The 21,025-nt window shown below is 61.8% G+C and carries 19 protein-coding genes; 14 read left to right on the forward strand and 5 right to left on the reverse strand.

The genetic code is table 11. From position 1 onward, the window contains the following. Nucleotides 1–5 precede the first annotated feature (5 nt). The 9 genes from dapB (at nt 6) to B9Z52_RS14295 (ending at nt 11,115) form a co-directional block, all read left to right on the forward strand. A complete protein-coding gene (gene dapB, locus B9Z52_RS14255) occupies nt 6–821 on the forward strand; it encodes a 4-hydroxy-tetrahydrodipicolinate reductase (protein ID WP_108414519.1) in 816 nt (271 codons plus the stop codon). A 13-nt stretch (nt 822–834) separates the two neighbouring features. Next, a complete protein-coding gene (locus B9Z52_RS14260; RefSeq protein ID WP_108414520.1) occupies nt 835–1,479 on the forward strand; it encodes a MotA/TolQ/ExbB proton channel family protein in 645 nt (214 codons plus the stop codon). Between the two features lie 3 nt (nt 1,480–1,482). Further along, complete coding sequence (locus B9Z52_RS14265; protein WP_108414521.1) at nt 1,483–1,911, forward strand: biopolymer transporter ExbD; 429 nt, start codon at nt 1,483–1,485, stop codon at nt 1,909–1,911. Between the two features lie 127 nt (nt 1,912–2,038). After that, nucleotides 2,039–4,798: a leucine--tRNA ligase gene (leuS, locus tag B9Z52_RS14270; RefSeq protein ID WP_108414522.1), complete on the forward strand. Its 2,760-nt coding sequence runs from the start codon at nt 2,039–2,041 to the stop codon at nt 4,796–4,798. Nucleotides 4,799–4,806: 8 nt separating this feature from the next. Next, nucleotides 4,807–5,361 carry an LPS assembly lipoprotein LptE gene (lptE, locus tag B9Z52_RS14275; protein WP_108414523.1) on the forward strand — a complete coding sequence of 185 codons (555 nt, stop codon included), beginning with the start codon at nt 4,807–4,809 and terminating at the stop codon, nt 5,359–5,361. A 10-nt stretch (nt 5,362–5,371) separates the two neighbouring features. Then, nucleotides 5,372–6,424: a DNA polymerase III subunit delta gene (gene holA, locus B9Z52_RS14280; protein ID WP_108414524.1), complete on the forward strand. Its 1,053-nt coding sequence runs from the start codon at nt 5,372–5,374 to the stop codon at nt 6,422–6,424. 36 nt (nt 6,425–6,460) lie between these two features. Then, on the forward strand, nt 6,461–7,741 hold the full coding sequence (locus B9Z52_RS14285) for a glutamate-5-semialdehyde dehydrogenase (RefSeq protein ID WP_108414525.1): 1,281 nt from the start codon (nt 6,461–6,463) through the stop codon (nt 7,739–7,741). A 97-nt stretch (nt 7,742–7,838) separates the two neighbouring features. Next, entirely contained in the window at nt 7,839–9,134 is a 1,296-nt protein-coding gene (gene gshA / locus B9Z52_RS14290) for a glutamate--cysteine ligase (RefSeq protein WP_108414526.1), read from the forward strand. A gap of 112 nt (nt 9,135–9,246) precedes the next feature. Beyond that, nucleotides 9,247–11,115, forward strand: a complete 1,869-nt coding sequence (locus tag B9Z52_RS14295) for a potassium transporter Kup (protein ID WP_108414527.1) — start codon at nt 9,247–9,249, stop codon at nt 11,113–11,115. Nucleotides 11,116–11,210: 95 nt separating this feature from the next. Here the strand turns inward: B9Z52_RS14295 and asd are convergent, their stop codons facing one another. After that, nucleotides 11,211–12,089: an archaetidylserine decarboxylase gene (asd, locus tag B9Z52_RS14300; protein WP_108414528.1), complete on the reverse strand. Its 879-nt coding sequence runs from the start codon at nt 12,087–12,089 to the stop codon at nt 11,211–11,213. A 307-nt stretch (nt 12,090–12,396) separates the two neighbouring features. On the opposite strand from asd, the gene B9Z52_RS14305 reads away from it, so the two are divergent. From B9Z52_RS14305 to B9Z52_RS14320, 4 genes are all read left to right on the forward strand, one after another. Further along, the gene (locus B9Z52_RS14305) at nt 12,397–13,326 is read left to right on the forward strand and encodes an ATP-binding cassette domain-containing protein (protein ID WP_108414566.1); all 930 of its coding nucleotides are present in this window, start codon (nt 12,397–12,399) and stop codon (nt 13,324–13,326) included. 2 nt (nt 13,327–13,328) lie between these two features. After that, nucleotides 13,329–14,135 (forward strand): ABC transporter permease, encoded by an 807-nt coding sequence (locus B9Z52_RS14310; protein WP_108414529.1) that lies wholly within the window; start codon nt 13,329–13,331, stop codon nt 14,133–14,135. Between the two features lie 88 nt (nt 14,136–14,223). Further along, a complete protein-coding gene (locus B9Z52_RS14315; protein WP_108414530.1) occupies nt 14,224–15,072 on the forward strand; it encodes a 3-hydroxybutyryl-CoA dehydrogenase in 849 nt (282 codons plus the stop codon). Nucleotides 15,073–15,238: 166 nt separating this feature from the next. Continuing rightward, on the forward strand, nt 15,239–16,045 hold the full coding sequence (locus B9Z52_RS14320; RefSeq protein WP_108414531.1) for a crotonase/enoyl-CoA hydratase family protein: 807 nt from the start codon (nt 15,239–15,241) through the stop codon (nt 16,043–16,045). Here the strand turns inward: B9Z52_RS14320 and B9Z52_RS14325 are convergent. Further along, nucleotides 16,039–16,467: a potassium channel family protein gene (locus B9Z52_RS14325; RefSeq protein WP_108414567.1), complete on the reverse strand. Its 429-nt coding sequence runs from the start codon at nt 16,465–16,467 to the stop codon at nt 16,039–16,041. The genes B9Z52_RS14320 and B9Z52_RS14325 overlap by 7 nt on opposite strands. 102 nt (nt 16,468–16,569) lie before the next feature. Between B9Z52_RS14325 and B9Z52_RS14330 the strand changes: the two genes are divergently transcribed. Continuing rightward, nucleotides 16,570–17,592, forward strand: coding sequence for a serine/threonine protein kinase (locus B9Z52_RS14330; RefSeq protein WP_108414568.1), 1,023 nt, complete (start codon nt 16,570–16,572; stop codon nt 17,590–17,592). Between the two features lie 130 nt (nt 17,593–17,722). Here B9Z52_RS14330 and B9Z52_RS14335 read toward each other — a convergent pair whose 3' ends face one another. The 3 genes from B9Z52_RS14335 to B9Z52_RS14345 all read right to left on the reverse strand — a co-directional run bounded on the left by B9Z52_RS14335 (nt 17,723) and on the right by B9Z52_RS14345 (nt 20,986). Further along, nucleotides 17,723–18,709, reverse strand: coding sequence for a glucokinase (locus tag B9Z52_RS14335; protein ID WP_108414569.1), 987 nt, complete (start codon nt 18,707–18,709; stop codon nt 17,723–17,725). Between the two features lie 100 nt (nt 18,710–18,809). Continuing rightward, the gene (locus B9Z52_RS14340) at nt 18,810–20,318 is read right to left on the reverse strand and encodes a sensor histidine kinase (protein WP_108414532.1); all 1,509 of its coding nucleotides are present in this window, start codon (nt 20,316–20,318) and stop codon (nt 18,810–18,812) included. Continuing rightward, nucleotides 20,315–20,986: a response regulator transcription factor gene (locus B9Z52_RS14345; protein WP_108414533.1), complete on the reverse strand. Its 672-nt coding sequence runs from the start codon at nt 20,984–20,986 to the stop codon at nt 20,315–20,317. Before B9Z52_RS14345 ends, B9Z52_RS14340 begins: the two co-directional genes overlap by 4 nt. Between the last annotated feature and the right edge of the window lie 39 nt (nt 20,987–21,025).

Consider the following 21,025-nt stretch of genomic DNA (forward strand, 5'->3'; position numbering starts at 1 on the left):
TTCCCATGAGCCCATTGAACACTTTGCCCGTTGCGGTGGCTGGCGCCACCGGCCGCATGGGAAACATGCTGATCGAAGCCATCTTGGCCACCGACGATTGCCGCCTGTCGGGTGCGCTCGACATGCCTGCCAGCCCTGCGCTGGGCCAGGATGCCTCTGCCTTTTTGGGCAAGGCCAGTGGTGTTGCGGTGGTGGCTGATCTGAAAGCCGGTTTGAAGGACTCGGGCTTTCTGATCGACTTCACCCGCCCTGAAGGCACCTTGGCGCACCTGAAGGTCTGCCGCGAACTGGGTGTCAAAGCCGTGATCGGCACCACCGGGTTCACCGATGCGCAAAAGGCTGAAATCGCCGAGATCGCCCAAGACATCGCCATCGTCATGGCCCCCAACATGAGCGTGGGTGTGAACGTGACCTTGAAGCTGCTGCAAATGGCGGCCCAAGCCCTGTCCACCGGCTATGACATCGAGATCATCGAGGCCCACCACCGCCACAAGGTGGATGCCCCCTCGGGCACGGCCCTCAAGATGGGCGAAGTGATCGCTGAAGCCATTGGCCGTGACCTGAAAGAGTGCGCCGTGTACGAGCGCTACGGCCACACCGGCGAGCGCGACCCGTCCACCATCGGTTTTTCGACCATCCGTGGCGGCGACATTGTGGGCGACCACACCGTGCTGTTTGCCGGCATCGGCGAGCGCATCGAGGTCACGCACAAATCGTCCAGTCGCTCGACCTATGCCCAAGGCAGCTTGCGTGCTGTGCGTTTCCTGGCCGGTCAGCAGCGCGGCTTGTTCGACATGTTTGATGTGTTGAACCTGCGCTGAACTCGAGTTTGCGATGAGCCTGACCGACTTCTTGTTTCACAGTGACTTGGTCAGCCGCGTGCTGGCTGTGGCCTTGCTGGCGCTGTCGGTCAGCAGCTGGGTGGTGATCGTCTGGAAATGGCGCTTGCTGTCCCGTGTGAGCCTGGATGTGCGCCGCAGTGTGGCTGCCTTCTGGCAAGCCCCGGGTTTTGACGCCGCACAACAACGTGTGGCCCAGTTTGACCGGGATGGCTGCGTGACCCCCTTGCTGGAAGCGACCTTGCTGCCTGCAGGCGGCACCCTGGCTTCGGCGGGTGATCGCCAAAACCAGTTGACCCGTGTGCTGCGCGACGCCTTGCAATCGGTGGTGCGCCGCCTGCAGTGGGGCCAGTTGCTGCTGGCCACGGCGGGCTCGATTTCACCTTTCGTCGGCTTGCTGGGCACCGTTTGGGGCATTCTCAACGCCCTGACGGGCATGGCCGAGGCAGGCCAATTGACCATCGACAAAGTCGCTGGACCCGTGGGTGAACCCCTGGTCATGACCGCTGCCGGTCTGGCGGTGGCCATTCCGGCCGTGCTGGGCTACAACCTGCTGGGCCGTCGCGTGGCCATCATCGAAGCCGAGCTGGAAGGCTTTGCCCATGATGTGCGCGGCCTGCTGACCGACCCGCAGGACTGAGCCATGGCCTTCGGCCGCCTGTCCTCCTCCAAGGCCGATGCGCCCATGAGCGAGATCAACGTCACGCCCATGGTCGACGTGATGCTGGTCCTGCTGGTGATCTTCATCCTCACCGCCCCCCTGTTGACCAGCGCCATCCGCATGGACTTGCCCCAGGCCGAAGGCGGCGAGGCGGGCGCTTCGCCCCAGGCCCTGTCGCTGGTGGTGGACGCCCAAGGCACGGTCTACCTGGCCGACAAGCCCATCACCCCGGAAGCCCTGCGCCAGCGCTTGGCCGAGGCCGCCAAACGCAACCCCAACACCGAGCTGGAGCTGCGCGCCGACGAATCCGTGCCTTACGGCCGCGTGGTCGAAACCATGGGCCTGGCCCAAAAAGCAGGCCTGTCCCGCATCGGCTTCGTCGCCCAGACCCCGTCCACCCCCAAGCGCTGAGCCATCACCTACCCAGGTGCAAAGCTGGGGGGTGAACACCTTTAGCGCATGAGCCCGCAGGGAGGCAGGCCCCAGCGCACCTCAAACAAGCGAGCCCCAGACCCAGCGCCCTCTACAATCGACCCCTATGCAAGACAAGTACAACCACCTCGAAGTCGAACCCGCAGCACAGGCCCGCTGGACGGCCCGCGATGCCTACCGCGTCACCGAAGACGCCAGCAAAAAGAAGTTCTACGCCTGCTCGATGCTGCCTTACCCCAGCGGCAAGCTGCACATGGGCCACGTGCGCAACTACACCATCAACGACATGCTCACGCGCAGCCTGCGCATGAAGGGCTACAACGTCTTGATGCCCATGGGCTGGGATGCCTTTGGTCTGCCCGCCGAAAACGCCGCTTTGAAAAACGGCGTGCCCCCGGCCAAATGGACGTACGAGAACATCGCGTACATGAAAAAGCAGATGCAGGCCATGGGCTTGGCCATCGACTGGTCGCGCGAAGTCGCCACCTGCGACCCGACTTATTACAAGTGGAACCAGTGGTTGTTCCTCAAGATGCTTGAAAAAGGCATCGCCTACCGCAAGACCCAAGTCGTGAACTGGGACCCGGTTGACCAGACCGTGCTGGCCAACGAGCAGGTGATTGACGGCCGCGGCTGGCGCACCGGTGCGCTGGTCGAAAAGCGCGAGATCCCCGGTTACTACTTGAACATCACCGCTTATGCGCAAGAGCTGCTGGACCATGTGCAGCTGGGCAACGACAAGGCCACCTTGAACGGCTGGCCCGACAAAGTGCGCCTGATGCAGGAAAACTGGATCGGCAAGAGCGAAGGTGTGCGCTTTGCTTTCACGCACACCATCGCTGGCGCTGACGGCGCTTTGATCGGCGAGGGCAAGATGTATGTCTTCACCACCCGGGCCGACACCATCATGGGGGTGACTTTTTGCGCCGTGGCGGCTGAGCACCCTTTGGCTTTGCACGCTGCCGCATCGAACCCTGCTTTGGCCGCTTTCCTGGAAGAGTGCAAGAGCGGCGGCACGACCGAAGCCGAGTTGGCCACGCAAGAGAAAAAGGGCATGGCCACGGGCCTGTTCGTGACGCACCCGATCACCGGCGCACAGGTTGAGGTCTGGGTCGGCAACTACGTGCTCATGAGCTACGGCGACGGTGCTGTCATGGGCGTGCCTGCGCACGACGAACGTGACTTCGCGTTTGCTTTGAAGTACGCCTTGCCGATCCAGCAAGTCGTCGCTCAGCGTGGGACGGCCTTGTCGTCGCCTGCGTCGGGCGCTACAGACGCCATCTCATCGTTGCCCAACGCAGGCAACGCCAAGGCCTCTTTTGACGCAACGACCTGGGCAGAGTGGTATGCGACCAAAGACGGTGTGTGCGTCAACTCCGGCGAACTCGATGGTCTGACCCAAAAAGCCGCCGTCACCCAAGTGGCCGAGTTGCTCGCTGCCAAAGGCTTGGGCGAGAAGAAAACCACCTGGCGTCTGCGCGACTGGGGCGTGAGCCGCCAGCGCTACTGGGGCACGCCGATCCCGATCATCCATTGCGATGAACACGGTGCGGTGCCCGTGCCCGAAAAAGACCTGCCAGTGGTCTTGCCGCAAGACTGTATCCCCGACGGCTCGGGCAACCCGCTGCACAAGCACGAAGGTTTTCACGCGGGTGTGACTTGCCCCGTGTGCGGCAAAGCGGCCCGCCGCGAGACCGACACCATGGACACCTTCGTGGATTCGTCCTGGTACTTCATGCGGTATTGCGACCCGACCAACACCGAGAAGATGGTGGCCGAGGGGGCGGATTACTGGATGCCGATGGATCAATACATCGGCGGCATCGAGCACGCCATCTTGCACCTCTTGTACGCCCGTTTCTGGACCAAAGTCATGCGTGATCTGGGGCTGGTCAAGGTCGATGAACCCTTCACCAAGTTGCTCACGCAAGGCATGGTGCTCAACCACATTTATTCGCGCCGCACAGCCAAGGGTGGCAAGGACTATTTCTGGCCGCACGACGTCGAGCATGTGCTGGACGAGACCGGCAAAGTGGTGGGAGCCAAGCTCAAGAACGAAGCCGACAGCGGCGACGGCCGTCTGCCTGTGGGCACCGCCATCGACTACGAAGGCGTGGGCACCATGTCCAAGTCCAAGAACAACGGCGTGGACCCACAAGACCTGATCGAGCGCTACGGCGCTGACACGGCCCGCCTGTACACCATGTTCACCGCGCCCCCCGAGGTGACGCTGGAGTGGAACGACGCCGCCGTGGAAGGCAGCTACCGTTTTCTGCGCCGAGTGTGGAACTTTGGCGTCAAGCACGAAGCCACCTTGAAAGCCGGCATCGCGGTGGACCGCAGCCAGACGGTGGAATTTGGCAAGGCTGCCAAGGCCCTGCGCCTGGATATCCACACCGTGCTCAAACAGGCCAATTACGACTACGAGCGCATGCAGTACAACACCGTCGTCTCGGCGGTGATGAAGATGCTCAACACGCTGGAAGATGCCGCTTTGTCGGACAACGCTGAAGATTCGGCCGCTTTGGCTGAAGGCTTCTCCATCCTGTTGCGCGTTTTGTACCCCGCTTGCCCGCACATTGCCGAGCAGCTGTGGACCGAGTTGGGTTATGCCGCTTGCTGTGGCGAGTTGCTTGATGTGGCCTGGCCCGGTGTGGACGAGTCGGCCTTGCAGCGCGACGAGCTCGAACTCATGCTGCAGATCAACGGCAAGCTGCGCGGTGCCATCTTGGTGCCTGCCAGCGCCGACAAAGCGCAGATCGAAGCCGCAGCGCTGGCGAGCGAAGCTTTCATCAAGCAAGCCGAAGGCGCTGCGCCCAAGAAAGTGATCGTGGTGCCAGGCCGCCTGGTCAACATCGTCGTCTGAAAGCCCGCATGAACGCTTCGCGCCGCCGTCTCCTGATTGCTTTGGCGATCGCTCCGGCGATGGCCTTGACGGCTTGTGGCTTTGCGCTCCGTCAGACGCAGGACTTCCCGTTCAAGACCCTGTACGGTAATTTTTCGGACACCTCGCCCTTGGGCGTGGAGTTGCGCCGCAACTTGCTGGGTTCTGGCCGCATTGACCTGGTGACCGACCCCAAGAAAATGCCGGACGCCGATGCCATCCTCGACATCTTGAGCGAAGTTCGCCAGCAGGTGGTGGTGGGCATGAATGCCTCCGGTCAGGTGCGCGAGATGCAGCTGCGCTTGCGCGTGGGATTCAGGTTGCGTACCCCGGACGGTGAAGAGTGGATCGAGCCTGTTGAGCTTTACCAGCAGCGCGATTTGAGCTTCACGGAAACTGGCGCGCTGTCCAAGGAAATCGAAATGGGCATGATGTACCGCGACATGCAAACGGACATCGTGCAGCAAATCATGCGGCGCTTGTCGATCGTCAAGCCGCGCAAACCTGTGCCCGCCCCCGTGCCTGCACCGGCTGCCAAACCCTGACGCCTGAGCGATGCAACTGGCCCTTCCTCAGCTGAGTGCGCACCTGCAAAAAGGCTTGCGCAGCCTCTACACCTTGCACGGCGACGAAGCCTTGCTCATTCAGGAGGCGGCCGATGCCATTCGTGCCGCCGCCCGTGCGCAGGGCTACACCGAACGCACGGTGCACACTGTGGCGGGCACACACTTTGACTGGAGCGAAGTGCTGGCCGCTGGTGGCTCCATGAGCCTGTTCGCCGACAAGCAAATCGTGGAAGTGCGCATCCCCTCGGGCAAGCCCGGCAAAGAGGGCAGCCCCGCGATCCAGCAGTTGGCCGATTCGGCGCAGGGCAACGACAGCACGCTGACCTTGTTCTTGTTGCCCCGCCTGGATGCCGCCACCCGCAAAGGCGCTTGGTTCGGTGCGCTGGAAGGCGCGGGCGTGACCCTTCAGATCGATCCGGTGGAGCGCAACGCCTTGCCGCAATGGATCGCCCAGCGCTTGCAGCGTCAGGGTCAAAGCGTTGCCGCAGGCGAAGAAGGCCAGCGCACCTTGCAGTTCTTTGCCGACCGCGTGGAAGGCAACTTGTTGGCAGCGCACCAAGAGATCCAGAAACTCGGTTTGCTCCATCCCGCGGGCGAACTCAGCCAAGACCAGGTCGAGGCGGCTGTGCTCAACGTGGCGCGTTACGACGTGTTCAAGCTGTCCGAGTCGGTCTTGTCGGGGCAGGTCTCGCGTGTGCAGCGCATGCTCGATGGCCTGCAGGCCGAAGGCGAGGCGGCCGTGTTGGTGCACTACACACTGGCCGAAGACATCCGCGCCTTGAAGCGTGTGAAAGACGCCATGGCCGCAGGCAAGCCCTTGCCCATGGCCCTGCGTGAGCAGCGTGTCTGGGGCCCACGTGAACGTTTGTTCGAACGTGTCTTGCCACGCTTGTCAGAAGCTCGCCTGAGCGGCTTGCTGCAGTCGGCCCATCAGGTGGACGGCATCGTCAAAGGCCTGAAGGTGCCGGATTGGCCCACCGACCCTTGGCAAGCTTTGGGTCGTCTGGCTATGCGTTTTTCGCGCATGTGCATGGTGCGGTGATTCCAGCGCTGCGCTATCCCCTTGGCATCTGCGAAAATGGGCCCCATGAACACCGTTGAACACGTCCAAACCCTCGGGCAACAGGCCAAAAAAGCCTCGGCCCTGATGGCCAAGGCCTCGGCTGCCGTCAAAAACCAGGCCCTGCGCCGACTGGCGGCTTTGCTGCGCGAGAACACCCAAGCCTTGCAGCAGGACAACGCCAAGGATTTGGCCCGCGCCCAGGCCAATGGCCTGTCCGAGCCCATGGTGGATCGCCTGAAACTCACCCCCAAAGTCCTGGAAACCTGTGCCCAAGGCTGCGAGCAGCTGGCGGTCATGCCCGATGTGATCGGCGAAATTTTGGGCATGAAGCAGCAGCCCAGCGGCATCCGTGTGGGCCAGATGCGTGTGCCCATTGGCGTGTTTGGCATGATTTTCGAGAGCCGCCCCAATGTCACCATTGAGGCTGCCAGCCTGTCGATCAAGAGCGGCAACGCTTGCATCCTGCGTGGTGGCTCAGAGGCGATTGAATCGAACAAGGCTTTGGCCAAGCTGGTACAACAAGCTTTGGTCGAGAGCGACTTGCCTGTGGATGCGGTGCAATTGGTGCAAACCACCGACCGCGCCGCCGTGGGCCAGTTGATCACCATGCCCCAGTTTGTGGACGTGATCATTCCGCGTGGCGGCAAAGGCTTGATCGAGCGCATCAGCGCCGAGGCCAAGGTCCCTGTCATCAAGCACTTGGATGGCAATTGCCACACCTATGTGGACGACCCCTGCGACATCGACATGGCCGTTCGGGTGGCCGACAACGCCAAAACCCAAAAGTACAGCCCGTGCAACGCCAGTGAGAGTTTGCTGGTGGCCAAGGGCGTGGCGGCCGAGTTCCTGCCCAAGATTGGCGCCATTTATGCCGCCAAAGGCGTCGAGATGCGTTGCTGCCCGAAGGCCAAAGCCATTCTGCGTCAGGTCAGCGGTGCCCAGCTGCAAGACGCCACGGAGCAAGATTGGTCCGAGGAGTACCTGGCGCCCATCATCAGCGTCAAGGTGGTGGATGGTTTGGACGAGGCGATTGCCCACATCAACCACTACAGCAGCCACCACACTGAAGCCATCCTGACGCGTGATCACATGCACGCCCAGCGCTTTTTGCGCGAGGTCGACTCGTCCAGCGTGATGGTCAACGCCAGCACCCGCTTTGCCGATGGTTTTGAGTACGGTCTGGGTGCCGAGATCGGCATCAGCACCGACAAATTCCACGCGCGGGGTCCGGTGGGCATTGAAGGCCTGACCTCGCTCAAGTACGTGGTGCTGGGCGAAGGCGAAGTCCGTACCTGAGCGCACGCAGTTTTTGCGACCATGTCCGGTAGGTGCTTGTATTGGCACCCACCGGCCCCATATCATTTCTCAGTTTCCGTTCACCGAAGGCCAACCCATGGTTCCCCATCTCGTCACCGCCCTCAATGGCCCCATCAATGAGCTCGAGCAGCGCATCCTCGACTCGATGCCTGCTATCGAACGCTGGTTCCGCCTGGAGTGGATGGAGCACACGCCACCGTTCTACACCTCGGTGGACATCCGCAACGCGGGCTTCAAGCTCGCGCCGGTCGACACCAACCTCTACCCCGGCGGCTGGAACAACCTGACGCCCGAAATGCTGCCTTTGGCGGTGCAGGCGGCGCAGGCGGCCATCGAAAAGATCTGCCCCGAGGCCAAAAACCTGCTGATCATTCCCGAAAACCACACGCGCAATACCTTCTACCTGACCAATGTGTTGCAACTGCAGCGCATCTTCCACATGGCGGGCCTGAACGTGCGGGTGGGCTCGATCAACCCCGAGATCAAGGAAGCCACCACCATTGAGCTGCCCAATGGTGAAAGCATCACCCTGGAGCCGGTGGTGCGCAGCAAGCACCGCTTGGGCCTCAAGGACTTTGACCCCTGCACCATCTTGCTCAACAACGACCTGTCGGCCGGAGCCCCGGGCATCCTCGAAGAATTGCACGAGCAATTTTTGCTGCCGCCCCTGCATGCGGGCTGGAGCGTGCGCCGCAAGACCAAGCACTTTCAGAGCTACGAAGAGGTGGCCAAGCGCTTTGGCAAGCTGCTGGGCATCGACCCATGGCTGATCAACCCCATGTTCAGCCAGTGCGGCGACGTGAACTTTGCCGAAGGCACGGGCATGGAATGCCTGCGCAGCAACGTGGACGCGCTGCTGACCAAGATCAAGCGCAAATACAAGGAATACGGCATCAACGAAAAGCCCTTTGTGGTCGTCAAGGCAGACAACGGCACCTATGGCATGGGCATCATGACGGTGCGCGATATGGCCGATCTGGACCAACTCAACCGCAAGACCCGCAACAAGATGAACGTCATCAAGGACGGCCAAACCGTCAACGATGTGATCATCCAGGAAGGTGTGTTGACCAACGAGCGCATCAACGACGCCGTGGCCGAACCGGTGGTTTACATGATGGACCGCTACGTGGTGGGGGGGTTTTACCGCGTGCACGCCGAACGCGGCGTGGACGAAAACCTGAACGCCCCGGGTGCCAGCTTTGTGCCTTTGGCCTTTGCCGACACCCCGCACCTGCCCCAGCCAGGCATCAAACCCGGTGCCAGCGTGCCCAACCGCTTTTACATGTACGGCGTGATTGGCCGACTGGCCATGCTGGCGGCCAGCTATGAGCTGGAAGCGACCGATCCCGAGGCCGAGGTCTACGACTGAAGTTGCTGCACTGCAACAAATTGTCGCCAAAACCGGTGACATGCCCGCTTGAACGGGCGCAAAATAGCGAACTTCAAGTTTCAAAGCCTGACTTGCGGTCAGGCCACTCTTTGTGTCTTCTACAAAATCTTCGCTCGCCACCCTGACTCTGGGCGCCATTGGCGTGGTTTACGGCGACATCGGCACCAGCGTGCTGTATGCCTTCAAGGAAGTTTTTGCCAGCGGCCATGTGCCGGTGACGCCAGAAAACATCTTGGGTGTGCTTTCCTTGTTTTTCTGGGCTTTGACGCTGATCGTTTCCCTCAAATATGTCTCGTTGATCATGCGGGCAGACAACCACGGTGAAGGGGGCTTGATGGCTTTGCTGGCCTTGGCCTCCAGCTCGGTCAAGGACCGACCCCGCACGCGTTCCGCCTTGCTCATGATCGGTGTTTTTGGCGTGGCACTGTTCTTTGGTGATGGCATCATCACCCCGGCCATTTCGGTGTTGTCTGCTGTGGAAGGTCTGGAAATCATGACCCCCTATGCCAAGCCTTATGTGGTGCCGATTTCCCTTTTTGTGCTGGTCTTGTTGTTCATGGTTCAGCGCCGTGGCACACAGCACATTGGTAAATTCTTCGGACCGGTGACAGTGGTCTGGTTTTTGGCCATTGGCGCTTTGGGATTGGTTCATGTGATGGACAACCCTTCCGTCTTGATGGCGCTGTCGCCTTACTATGCCTTCACTTTCGCACTGCACCATGGCTACATTGCCTTCATCGTGTTGGGCGCGGTGTTTCTGTGTTTGACGGGGGCGGAGGCCTTGTACGCTGACATGGGGCACTTTGGCAAAAAACCGATCCAGCTGGCCTGGTTTGGCTTGGTCATGCCTTCACTGGTGCTGAACTATTTCGGACAAGGGGCTTTGGTCCTGAAGAATCCGAAGGCCGTTGAGAACCCCTTTTACTTATTGGCCCCAGAGTGGGCCATGTTGACCATGGTGGTGTTGGCCACGATGGCAACGGTCATTGCATCGCAAGCCCTGATATCGGGTGCATTTTCGGCCACCAAGCAAACCATCCAGTTGGGTTATCTGCCGCGCCTTCGCATCTTGCACACCTCTGAAAGTGATACGGGTCAAATCTACATTCCCGCTGTGAACTGGACCTTGCTGGCCGGCGTGATTTTGGCCGTGACCTTGTTTGGCTCGTCCACAGCGCTGGCGGCGGCTTATGGCATTTCGGTGAGTTTGGTGATGATCATCACCACCGCACTGACGTTCTTTGTTTTGCGTTATGGTTGGTCGTACCCCTTGCCAGTGGCTTTGCTGGCCACGGGCTTTTTCTTTGTCATCGATCTGGTGTTCTTTGCCTCCAACTCCTTGAAGATTTTTCAGGGCGGTTGGTTCCCCTTGCTCATGGCCATGGGGTTTTATGTCATTTTGTCGACTTGGCATGAAGGTCGTCGTTTGCTGGGTCAGGCTTTGCGTCAGGATGCCTTGAGTCTTCAGGACTTTCTGGATGCTGTGTTTGTGGCCCCGCCGTTGCGAGTGCCTGGCACCGCAGTTTTCATGACGTCCGAGCAGGGCACCGTGCCCAATGCGTTGTTGCACAACCTCAAGCACAACAAGGTTTTGCATGCGCAAAATCTGTTCGTGACCGTGCGCAGCCACGAGGTGCCGCGCATCGATCTGGCCCAGCGACTCGACGTCTTGCCCTTGGGCCACGAATGCTGGCAAGTGACCGTCAACTACGGTTTCAAGGACGATCCAGACTTGCCAACCGCCTTGGCCAAGCTCGACGGCCTCGGTTGCAAGATGGACCCCATGATGACCAGCTACTTTTTGTCCCGCGATATCGTGATCTCCACCATTGGCGGCGGTATGGCCACTTGGCGCGAAAAGCTCTTTGCCCAGATGCACCATAACGCCAGTGCTGCGGCCGAGTTCCTGAACCTGCCGACCAACGCCGTGGTCGAGTTGGGCTCTAAGATCGAGATCTGATCTGTGTCATGCCGGACTTGATCCGGCATCCATGGGCTTGACCTGCATGGACCTCACATCGCGCGCGGGGTGACGAAAATAAATCGTGCTCAAAATCAATTGGGGTCAGATCCCAATTGATTCAAGGTTCCCATCGTCTCGCCCATGCAAATGGGCCGGGTGGGCATCCAGTCCTTGTTGAACTGCATCACGCCTTGGGGGAACAGCATGACCACGGTGGAGCCCAGTAAAAAGCGGCCCATCTCTTCGCCTTGGGCCAAGGCGATGTTGCCCATTTCGTAGGTCCACTCGCGCACCTTGCCGGGGCGTGGCGGGTTGACCACCCCGTGCCACACGGTGGCCATGCTGCCCACAATGGTGGCGCCCACCAGCACTATCACAAAGGGGCCGTGCTCGCCTTCAAAAACGCAGACCACCCGCTCGTTGCGGGCAAAAAGGCCAGGCACGCCGCGTGCGGTGGTTGGGTTCACTGAAAACAAATCGCCCGGCACGTAGATCATGCGCGTGAGTCGCCCCGCGCAAGGCATGTGGATGCGGTGGTAGTCGCGGGGGCTCAGGTAGAGCGTGGCAAATTCACCGTCCTGAAACTGCGCGGCCAATGCGGCGTCGCCGCCCACCAGGGCGCGTGTGCTGTAGCTGTGGCCCTTGGCTTGGAAGACCTGATCGCCCGCAATCGGGCCGCATTGGCTGATGGCCCCGTCCACTGGGCTCACATAGGCCGCAGCGGCTAAAGGGCGTGCGCTGGCCTTGAGCGGGCGGGTAAAAAACTCGTTAAAGCTCTTATAGCTCGCCGTGTCCGGGTTGGCCGCTTCGCTCATGTTGACGTTGTAGCGGCGCACAAAGCGGTCGATGATGCCCGTGGTGACGCCGCCCCACTGGCTGCCCGCCACCCAGCCCGCAAAGGCGGTCAAGGCTTGTTTGGGGATCAGGTATTGCGGGAGGACCGCCAAGCGGTCAGAAAAGGAACTGGACATGTGGGGGCCGCTGGGGCGTTTCAGAAGAAGGGCTTGATTTTATCGGGCAGCCCAGCTGGCTTTGGCGTAGGTCCATGTCGGGGCTGAAGCCGCCGACCTACAGATATCCCCGTAGGTCGGTACCCTCAGGTCCGACAATGTCCGCTGTGGCGCAGGTTCATGTCGGGGCTAAAGCCGCCGACCTACAAATACCGCCCTCGTAGGTCGGTACCTTCAGGTCCGACAATGTCCGCTGTGGCGCAGGTTCATGTCGGGGCTGAAGCCGCCGACCTACAAATACCGCCCGGGGGCAGGGCACAATCCGGGCATGAACTCCCCTTTGCTTTCGGTCGAACACCTGGTCAAACGCTATGGCGACACCACGGTGGTCAACGACCTGTCTTTTCACATCGAGCCCGGTGAATGTCTGGGCGTGATCGGCCCCAACGGCGCGGGCAAAACCACCACGCTGCGCATGTGCTTGGGCCTGTCGCAGCCCGATGGCGGTGAAATCCGTTATTTCGACGGTTTGCAAATGCCGCGTGACGCCCTGGCCATCAAAGCCCGCTTGGGCGTGGTGGCGCAGATGGACACGCTGGACCCGGACTTCACAGCGGCAGAAAACCTGCTGGTCTTTGGCCGCTACTTTGGCCTGCCCGATGCCGTGATCCGCGAGCGCATTCCCCAGTTGCTCGAATTCGGCGCCCTCAGCCACAAAGCCAAGGCCAAACCGGGCGAGTTGTCGGGCGGCATGAAGCGGCGCTTGAGTTTGTCGCGAGCCCTCATCAACCACCCGCAGCTTTTGATGCTGGACGAGCCCACCACGGGCCTGGACCCGCAGGCGCGACACCTCATGTGGGAGCGCCTGCAGGTGCTGTTGCAAGAAGGCAAATCCATTTTGCTGACCACCCACTTCATGGACGAGGCCGAGCGCCTGTGCAGTCGCCTGTTGGTGCTGGACCAAGGCCGCAAAATCGCCGAAGGCAAGCCCCGAGATTTGATTGCTGAGCACTTGGAGCCCGAAGTGGTCGAGGTGTTTGGCCAAGGTGCGGTGGCGTTGGCGCAAGAGGCCAGCTTGAAGGCTCTGGCTGGGCGGGTCGAGGTCAGCGGCGAAACGGTGTTCTTCTACACCCAAGACAGCCGCGCTCTGATGGCGGCCCAGCAAGCCTGGCCCACGCTGCGCACGCTGCACCGACCTTCCAACCTGGAAGATCTGTTCCTGAAATTGACCGGACGCCAGATCCGAGAGGAAGGCTGATCATGAGCCAAATTCAAAACAACATCTGGGCCGCGCCGCGCCTGTCCATGCGCTGGTGGCCCGTGTTCCAGCGCAATTGGCTGGTCTGGAAAAAACTCGCCATCCCCAGCTTGGTGGGCAACATTGCTGAGCCTCTGATGTGGCTGGTGGCCTTTGGCTACGGCTTGGGCTCGCTGGTCGGGCAGATCGAGCTGGGCGGCGAGAAGGTGCCCTACATCCTGTTTCTGGCCAGCGGCAGCATCTGCATGAGCGCCATGAATGCGGCGACCTTTGAGGCGCTGTACTCGGCGTTCTCGCGCATGCATGTGCAAAAAACCTGGGACGGCATCATGAACGCCCCGGTGCGCCTGGACGACGTGGTGCTGGCCGAAATGCTGTGGGCAGCGTTCAAGTCGCTGTTCACCGTCACGGCCATTTTGGGCGTGATGATGGCCTTGGGCATCAGCCACAGCTGGAAGCTGCTGGTGGCCTGGCCCGTGCTGTTGGGTGTGGGCATCACCTTCAGTTGCATGGCGCTGATCTTCAACGCGCTGGCCAAAGGCTACGACTTCTTCACTTACTACTTCACCCTTTTCCTCACGCCCATGATGTTCCTCTCGGGCATCTTTTTTCCGCGTGATCAGCTGCCGCCCATCGTCCGAGCCATCGCCGAATGGCTGCCGCTGTCGGTGGCCGTAGACCTGGTGCGCCCGCTGTTTTTGGACCGCTGGCCAGACCAAGCTCTGCGCCATGTGCTGGTGCTGGCGGTGTTTGCGGTGGTGGCGTTCTGGATCGCGCTGGCTTTGACCCGCAAGCGCTTCAGGAGCTGAACCCACAAGGATGCGTGTCAGCAATCCGGCACCATCCAACCGCTAAGATCGTTGTTTTATTTCCATCACACACTTTCAAGGATTGAACATGAGCATCCAGACCGTAGGCATCATTGGCGCAGGCACCATGGGCAATGGCATCGCACAGGCGTGCGCGGTGTCGGGCATCCCGGTGGTGATGGTCGATATCTCGGAAGCCGCCGTGGCCAAAGGCATTGCCACTGTCTCGGGCAGCCTGGACCGTCTGGTCAAGAAAGAAAAAATCAGCGAAGCAGACAAGGCCAAGGCGCTGTCACTCATCACGGGCAGTACCTCGTATGAAGACCTCAAGGCCACGCAGTTGGTCATCGAAGCCGCCACCGAGAACCAAGACCTCAAGGTCAAGATCCTCAAGCAGTTGGATGGCATGTTGGCGCCTGAAATCATCATCGCGTCCAACACCTCGTCGATCTCGATCACACAACTGGCCGCCGCCACGCAGCGCGCCGACCGCTTCATTGGCATGCACTTCTTCAATCCCGTGCCCATGATGGCGCTGGTGGAGATCATCCGCGGCTTGCAGACCAGTGATGCGACGCACGACGCGGTGCACGCCCTGGCCACGGCCTTGGGCAAGACCCCGATCACGGTCAAGAACGCCCCCGGCTTTGTGGTCAACCGCATCTTGGTGCCCATGATCAACGAGGCTCTGTTTGTACTGTCCGAAGGCCTGGCCACAGCCGAAGACATCGACGCGGGCATGAAGCTCGGCTGCAACCAGCCGATCGGCCCGCTGGCGCTGGCCGACATGATCGGCCTGGACGTGTGCCTGGCCGTGATGGAGGTCTACCTCAAGGAGTTCGGCGACAGCAAATACCGCCCGTGCCCACTCCTGAAAGAAATGGTCGCCGCAGGCCGCCTGGGCCGCAAGACCGGGCAGGGCGTTTACAAGTACTGAAGTCTTGGTGACAGGCAATGGCCTGCCATGTAGGAGCCCACCCCGTGGGCGATGGCATGCCAAGCGCGATTTCACCATCGCCCACAGGGGTGGGCTCCTACACGACGCGACGCGCTTTGTCACTTGCGTGAATCTGCCGCTTCTCAACGCCGCCTAATATGGGGCCATGAGCACCACCCCCCACCCCGAAGGCCAGATCGACTGCACCGTGCACGGTGCGGTCCTTCAAATCAGCATCAACCGCCCCGCCAAGCGCAACGGCTTCACACCCAAGATGTTCCGCGAGTTGGGCGAGGCCTACACCCGGCTGGATGACGAGCCCGCCCTGCGTGTGGGCGTGCTGTGCGCGGCGGGGGACCATTTCACCGCCGGGCTGGATTTGCCCACCATCGCACCGCTGATGCAGCGCGGCGAAAAGTCGGTGCCGCTGGGCTTGGTGGACCCCCTGAACCTGGGCATGGAGGGGTATCGTCGCCGTGTCAAACCCATGGTGGCGGCGGTGCAGGGCATCACCTACACACTGGGCATTGAACTCATGCTGGCCGCCGACATCGTGGTGGCGGCCGATGACTGCCGGTTTTCTCAGCTGGAAGTGCAGCGCGGCATCATGGCCACAGGCGGCGCCACGCTGCGCATGGCCGAGCGGGCGGGCATGGGCAATGCGCTTTTGCATTTGCTCACGGCCGATGTGTTCGACAGCGCCGAAGCCCTGCGCCTGAACTTTGTGCAAAAGGTGGTCCCTGCGGCGAGTTTGCTGGCCGAGGCCATGCGCATTGCAAGCCAAATTGCAGCGCAAGCGCCGCTGGCCGTGGTGGCCACGCGGCAAAACGTGCTCAAGGCGGTGGAGCATGGGCCTTTGGTGGCCATGCACGATTTTCTGTCGGTGCAAAAAACGCTGTCCAACAGCCAGGACGCGGCCGAGGGCGTGCGTTCCTTTGTTGAGAAAAGACCCGCTCGCTTTACCGGTCAGTGATCGCCTGCCCGGTCGGGTGAAGACAGGGCTTGGATGTCGTGTCGCAGATCCGCCACCTCATGGCGCAGGTGACGGATTTCACGCATCAGGTCTTTTTCAATTTGCCGCTCTTCGGCTTCGACCTCTTTTTCGACAAAGACAGCCGACAACGAGGCGGTGACCAGCGACAACACCGCCAGCCCCAGCAGCACCACGATCACCGAGAAGGCACGCGAGGCATGGGTGGACGGCACCACGTCACCAAAGCCCACGGTGGCCGCGGTGGTGAAGGCCAGCCACAGACCGTCAGGCAGTGTTTTGATGTTGGGGTCGATCAGCCAGAAACCCACGCCGCCCAAACCCAAAATGGCCACGGCCAACAGCAATGAATAAATCAGGCCTTGCTGGATGATGCGGTGAAGACGGCGTGGTTGAGGTCGCATGTTGGAATTTTCACCCATTCAGGGCATGTTTCATTGTGACGAATGTCAGTGTTCGTTGAGGCACGTTGCCTGCAGGCATGGGCACTGCCTCACAATCGATGCATGACCGATACAACCGCCGCGCAACACCCTTATGCCGAACTCACCCCCGACCGGGTGATGGACGCCCTGTCCGAGTTGGGCATGTGGCCCGATGGTCGATTGCTGGCGCTGAGCTCTTATGAGAATCGCGTGTACCGCGTGCACTTGGACGAAGCCGAGCAAGGCCACAAGGCCGTGGTGCTCAAGTTCTACCGCCCGGGGCGCTGGAGCCGCGAACAGATTCATGAAGAGCACGATTTTGCGGCCGAGCTGGTGGCGGGCGAGGTGCCGATGGTGGCGCCTTTGACCATCGGTGGACAGACCTTGCACCACAGCGCCGGGTTCGACTTTTCGGTCAGCCCCTTGCGCGGTGGCCGAACGCCCGAGTTGGACGACTTTGACGTGCTGGAGTGGATCGGCCGTTTTCTGGCCCGCATCCACACCGTGGGTGCGGCCAAGCCCTTTGCGCACCGCCCCACGCTGGACGTGCAGACCTTTGCGCTGGAGCCCGCCCAGTGGCTCCAAACCCACCAGATGATCCCGCTTGAAGTCGAGCGCGAATGGCAGACCACGCTGGCGCAGGCCGTGGCCATCATTCAGGACAAGATGGCGCAAGGCGCGGCCGATCGACGGCTGATACGTCTGCACGGCGACTGCCACCCCGGCAACATCCTGTGGACACCGACCAACTTGCCCGGCGGCGGCCCGCACTTTGTGGATTTGGACGATGCCCGCATGGGGCCTGCGGTGCAAGACCTCTGGATGCTGTTGTCCGGTGATCGCCGCCAGCGCACGGCGCAGTTGTCGGCCCTGGTCGATGGCTATGAGCAGGTGCGCGACTTGGACCGCTCAGAGCTGCACCTGATCGAGCCGCTGCGCACCTTGCGCCTGATCCATTACAGCGCTTGGCTGGCTCGGCGTTGGGAAGACCCGATTTTTCCGGTCAACTTCCCGTGGTTCGGCACGCCCGACTACTGGCGCGGCCAAGTGCAAATGCTGCAAGAACAGATCGAGCAAATGCAGGAAGCGCCTTTGGTGGTGTGAGTTGCTAATGGCTTGTTGCAGCTGAGGCTCCGACATCATTTCTCGAGCACAAGCCCCATGTCGGGGCTGAAGCCGCCGCCCTACAAAGACCGCCCCGTAGGTCGGTACCTTCAGGCCCGACGTGTCGATCTCACCTGCGGCCAGGCTGTATGCCCAGGCCCATGGCGCAACCGATCAGGGCGGGTTGCTCGGCGCGGATCACATAGGTGGGGATGCGCTTCATGTAGTTTTCAAAGCGGCCCTTGGCTTCAAAGGCGGCGCGAAAACCCGATCGCGCAAAGTAGTCCCCCAAGCGGCCGATCACACCGCCACCGATGTAGATGCCGCCGCGTGCCCCCAGCGTCACGGCCAGGTTGGCGGCCGCATGGCCCAGCAGGCGGCACATGCGCTCCAGCGCTTCTTCGCAGGCCACATCTTGGGCTGTCAGGGCGCGTTCGGTCACTTGCGCGGCCACCAAGGGCTCGGCCTCGGTGCCGTTCAGTTCGCAAATGGCGCGGTACAGGTTCTCCAGGCCCATGCCCGAAATGGCGCGTTCGGCTGACACATGAGAATGCGTGCGCCACAGCACGCGCAGGATGTCGGCTTCGCGCTCGCAAGTGGGCGACAGGCTCACGTGCCCGCCTTCGCCTGCAATCGGCACCCAATCGCCTCGGCGCGATCGCACGAGAGACGACACACCCAGCCCTGTGCCCGGCCCGATCAGGCCCTTGGGCGCATCCGGCACCGCTTCGCCCGCACCGATCTGTTCCAGATCCGCGCCTTGCAGTGCTGGGGCAGCCATGGCCATGGCCTCCCAGTCGTTGAGCATGAGCAGGCTGTCCAGGCCCAGTTGTTGGCGTGTGGCCTCGATCGAGAACTGCCAGTGGTTGTTGGTCATCTTCAGCACATCCCCATCGATGGGGTTGGCGATCGCGATGCAGGCCTCGCGCACGGTGGCTAGACCGACCTGTTGCAAGTAGGCGTGTGCGGCGGCGGCCAGATCCGGGTACTGACCGGTGGGCAGGGTGACTTCGTGGGTGATGGGCGTGCCATCGCCATGCACCAAGGCAAAGCGGGCATTGGTGCCGCCGATGTCGCCCAAAAGGCGAGGGGCGTTGGCTGGAGTGGTGGGGTTCATGTGGGCCATGTGTGTGTTGGCGGCAAGGGTATCGGTCAGACGGGCTTGGCAAGGGGTTGAAAGTTACCCATGGGTTTCAAGTTGAATGCGCTGCGCATGTTCATGGCGGGGCGGCCATGGGCAGGACCACGCGCACGCACAGGCCATGCGGGGGGGCGTCGTTCAGTGTCACCTGGCCCTCATGGCGTTCCACGATTTCTTGGACGATGGCCAGGCCCAGGCCGCAGCCGTTGCCTGCATCGGTGGCGCGCACAAAGCGCTCGAACACCCGGGCTTGATCGCCCGCCGGGATGCCGGGGCCGTTGTCGATGACTTCGAGCAAAGCCATGGGCCGGTTCAGGTTTTGCTGCGTCATGGGCGCGGGCAAGACGCGCACCGTGACCTGGCTGCCTGTGCCCGCGTAGTGCAGGGCGTTGTCGATCAGGTTGCTCAGCGCTTCGCGGATCAGCAATGCATTGGCGTGGACCCACACCGGCTGTGTGCTGTGCTCGTCCATGCCCAGATCGATCTGGGCTTTCAAGGCGCGTGGCACCCATTCGGCGGTCAGGGCCTGTGCCAGGCGCTGCAGGTCAAAGTGTTGGCGGTCTTGCGCCATGACCGATTCGGGTTCGGCACGCGCCAAAGTCAGCAGTTGGTTGACCAGGTGGGCGCTGCGTGTGGCGCTGTCGTGCACGCGCTGCAGGCGGGCGCGCAGCTCGGGGTCGCTGGTCGATTGCAGCGCGATCTCGGTCTGGCTTTTCAGGCCCGCCAGCGGTGTGCGCAATTGGTGCGCCGCATCGCCAATGAAACGCTTTTGCGTGGCCACGGTGTTTTGCACTGCGGCCAGCAAGGTGTTGATGGCGGTGGCCAGCGACCACAGCTCGCGCGGGGCCGAGGCCAGTTGCAGCGGGGCCAAGTCGGTGGGGGCGCGGCCTTCGACTTGTTGGCGCAAACGCGCCAGCGGCGACAGGCCAGCACGGATGCCCAGCCACACGATCACCGTCATCAGCAGCACCAGGCAAGACATGGGCAGCAACATGTCCACCAAGATGCGTTGCGCCAGCTCTTCGCGGTTGGCGCTGCTGCGCGCCACCTGCACCAGCATGGTCTGTGGTGCCGCTGCGTCTTCGCCAAAGCGCAGGTACAAGGCCACCAGACGCAGAGGCTGGCCCGACGGCGCCTGTCGTGTGCTGCGCTCATGCATGGGCATGACGCCGTCGTAGAAATACGGCTGGTTCAACGCGGGTTCTGTGGGCGCATCGTCCTCGCCAGGCAAGACCGGCGCAGGCAAGGACTGGTTGCCCAAAATGAATTGCCCCGGTGGGGCGCTGACCATGTAGAGCAGTTTGTCGGCCGGGTCGGCCTCCAGCACGTCCTGTGCGGCACGCGGAAAGTCGATCAGCAGACCGTTGCCAATGGGCTTGAGCTGGCGCGCCAAGGAGCGGCTGGCTTGCAGCAAGCTGGCATCGATCGCTTGGTTGGCATAGCCCGCCGCGAATTTGTAGGTGGCCACGCCCCCGGCCATCCACAGCACCAGCTGCGGCACCAGCACCCACAGCAGCAACTGCCGCGCCAGCGAGACCCCGGCCTGGCCGGGTGGGGTAGCGGGCGCTCCACCTGCGTGTGTCATGGGCTCGTGGCTTCCATCAGGTAACCCAGGCCGCGCACGGTGCGGATGGCCAGCCCGGCGTCTTCCAGTTTGCGGCGCAGGCGGTGGATGTAGACCTCGATCGAATTGCCGCCACCGACTTCGCCGCCATCGGCGTTCCAGGTTTGGGTGATCTGTTCTTTGGTGACCACTTTGTCACGCTGGCTGACCAACAACTCCAGCAGCGTCCATTCGCGGCCACTCAGCTCCAGCGGCACGCCCGCGACCAAAGCGCGGTGTGAGGCGTGGTCCAGCAGCAGCCGACCAAACAATGCTGAAACACTGCTGGGCTGGCTGCGCCGCAGCAAGGCCTGCAGCCGGGCCAGCAGTTCAGGAAAGTCAAAGGGTTTGGTCACGTAGTCGTCGGCCCCGGCTTGCAAGCCGGCCACGCGGTCGTCCAGCGCATCGCGTGCGGTCAGCAACAGCACGGGCAGTGCCGGTTGCGATTGGCGCACATGCTTGAGCACCGACAGGCCGTCCAGCATGGGCAGGCCGATGTCGAGCACGGCAATGTCAAAGCGCTGCTTGTGCAGCAAATAGTCGGCCACGGCCCCGTTGGGCGCGTGCTCCACCTCAAAACCGGCGCCGCCCAACTGGGTGGTCAGGGCATCGGCCAGCATCGCATCGTCTTCGGCAAGCAGCAGTTTCATGTCCGAAGCTTAATGGATGGTTCAGCTTGTGGGCCTGTT

This window comes from Limnohabitans sp. Jir72 (assembly GCF_003063575.1).
Lineage (GTDB): Bacteria > Pseudomonadota > Gammaproteobacteria > Burkholderiales > Burkholderiaceae_C > Limnohabitans_A.

Bases quoted from the DNA above. Each gene is read 5' to 3' on its own strand.
- dapB (WP_108414519.1), top strand. From the start codon at position 6: ATGAGCCCATTGAACACTTTGCCCGTTGCGGTGGCTGGCGCCACCGGC.
- B9Z52_RS14260 (WP_108414520.1), top strand. From the start codon at position 835: ATGAGCCTGACCGACTTCTTGTTTCACAGTGACTTGGTCAGCCGCGTG.
- B9Z52_RS14265 (WP_108414521.1), top strand. From the start codon at position 1,483: ATGGCCTTCGGCCGCCTGTCCTCCTCCAAGGCCGATGCGCCCATGAGC.
- leuS (WP_108414522.1), top strand. From the start codon at position 2,039: ATGCAAGACAAGTACAACCACCTCGAAGTCGAACCCGCAGCACAGGCC.
- lptE (WP_108414523.1), top strand. From the start codon at position 4,807: ATGAACGCTTCGCGCCGCCGTCTCCTGATTGCTTTGGCGATCGCTCCG.
- holA (WP_108414524.1), top strand. From the start codon at position 5,372: ATGCAACTGGCCCTTCCTCAGCTGAGTGCGCACCTGCAAAAAGGCTTG.
- B9Z52_RS14285 (WP_108414525.1), top strand. From the start codon at position 6,461: ATGGGCCCCATGAACACCGTTGAACACGTCCAAACCCTCGGGCAACAG.
- gshA (WP_108414526.1), top strand. From the start codon at position 7,839: ATGGTTCCCCATCTCGTCACCGCCCTCAATGGCCCCATCAATGAGCTC.
- asd (WP_108414528.1), bottom strand. From the start codon at position 12,089: ATGTCCAGTTCCTTTTCTGACCGCTTGGCGGTCCTCCCGCAATACCTG.
- B9Z52_RS14305 (WP_108414566.1), top strand. From the start codon at position 12,397: ATGAACTCCCCTTTGCTTTCGGTCGAACACCTGGTCAAACGCTATGGC.
- B9Z52_RS14310 (WP_108414529.1), top strand. From the start codon at position 13,329: ATGAGCCAAATTCAAAACAACATCTGGGCCGCGCCGCGCCTGTCCATG.
- B9Z52_RS14315 (WP_108414530.1), top strand. From the start codon at position 14,224: ATGAGCATCCAGACCGTAGGCATCATTGGCGCAGGCACCATGGGCAAT.
- B9Z52_RS14320 (WP_108414531.1), top strand. From the start codon at position 15,239: ATGAGCACCACCCCCCACCCCGAAGGCCAGATCGACTGCACCGTGCAC.
- B9Z52_RS14325 (WP_108414567.1), bottom strand. From the start codon at position 16,467: ATGCGACCTCAACCACGCCGTCTTCACCGCATCATCCAGCAAGGCCTG.
- B9Z52_RS14330 (WP_108414568.1), top strand. From the start codon at position 16,570: ATGACCGATACAACCGCCGCGCAACACCCTTATGCCGAACTCACCCCC.
- B9Z52_RS14335 (WP_108414569.1), bottom strand. From the start codon at position 18,709: ATGAACCCCACCACTCCAGCCAACGCCCCTCGCCTTTTGGGCGACATC.
- B9Z52_RS14340 (WP_108414532.1), bottom strand. From the start codon at position 20,318: ATGACACACGCAGGTGGAGCGCCCGCTACCCCACCCGGCCAGGCCGGG.
- B9Z52_RS14345 (WP_108414533.1), bottom strand. From the start codon at position 20,986: ATGAAACTGCTGCTTGCCGAAGACGATGCGATGCTGGCCGATGCCCTG.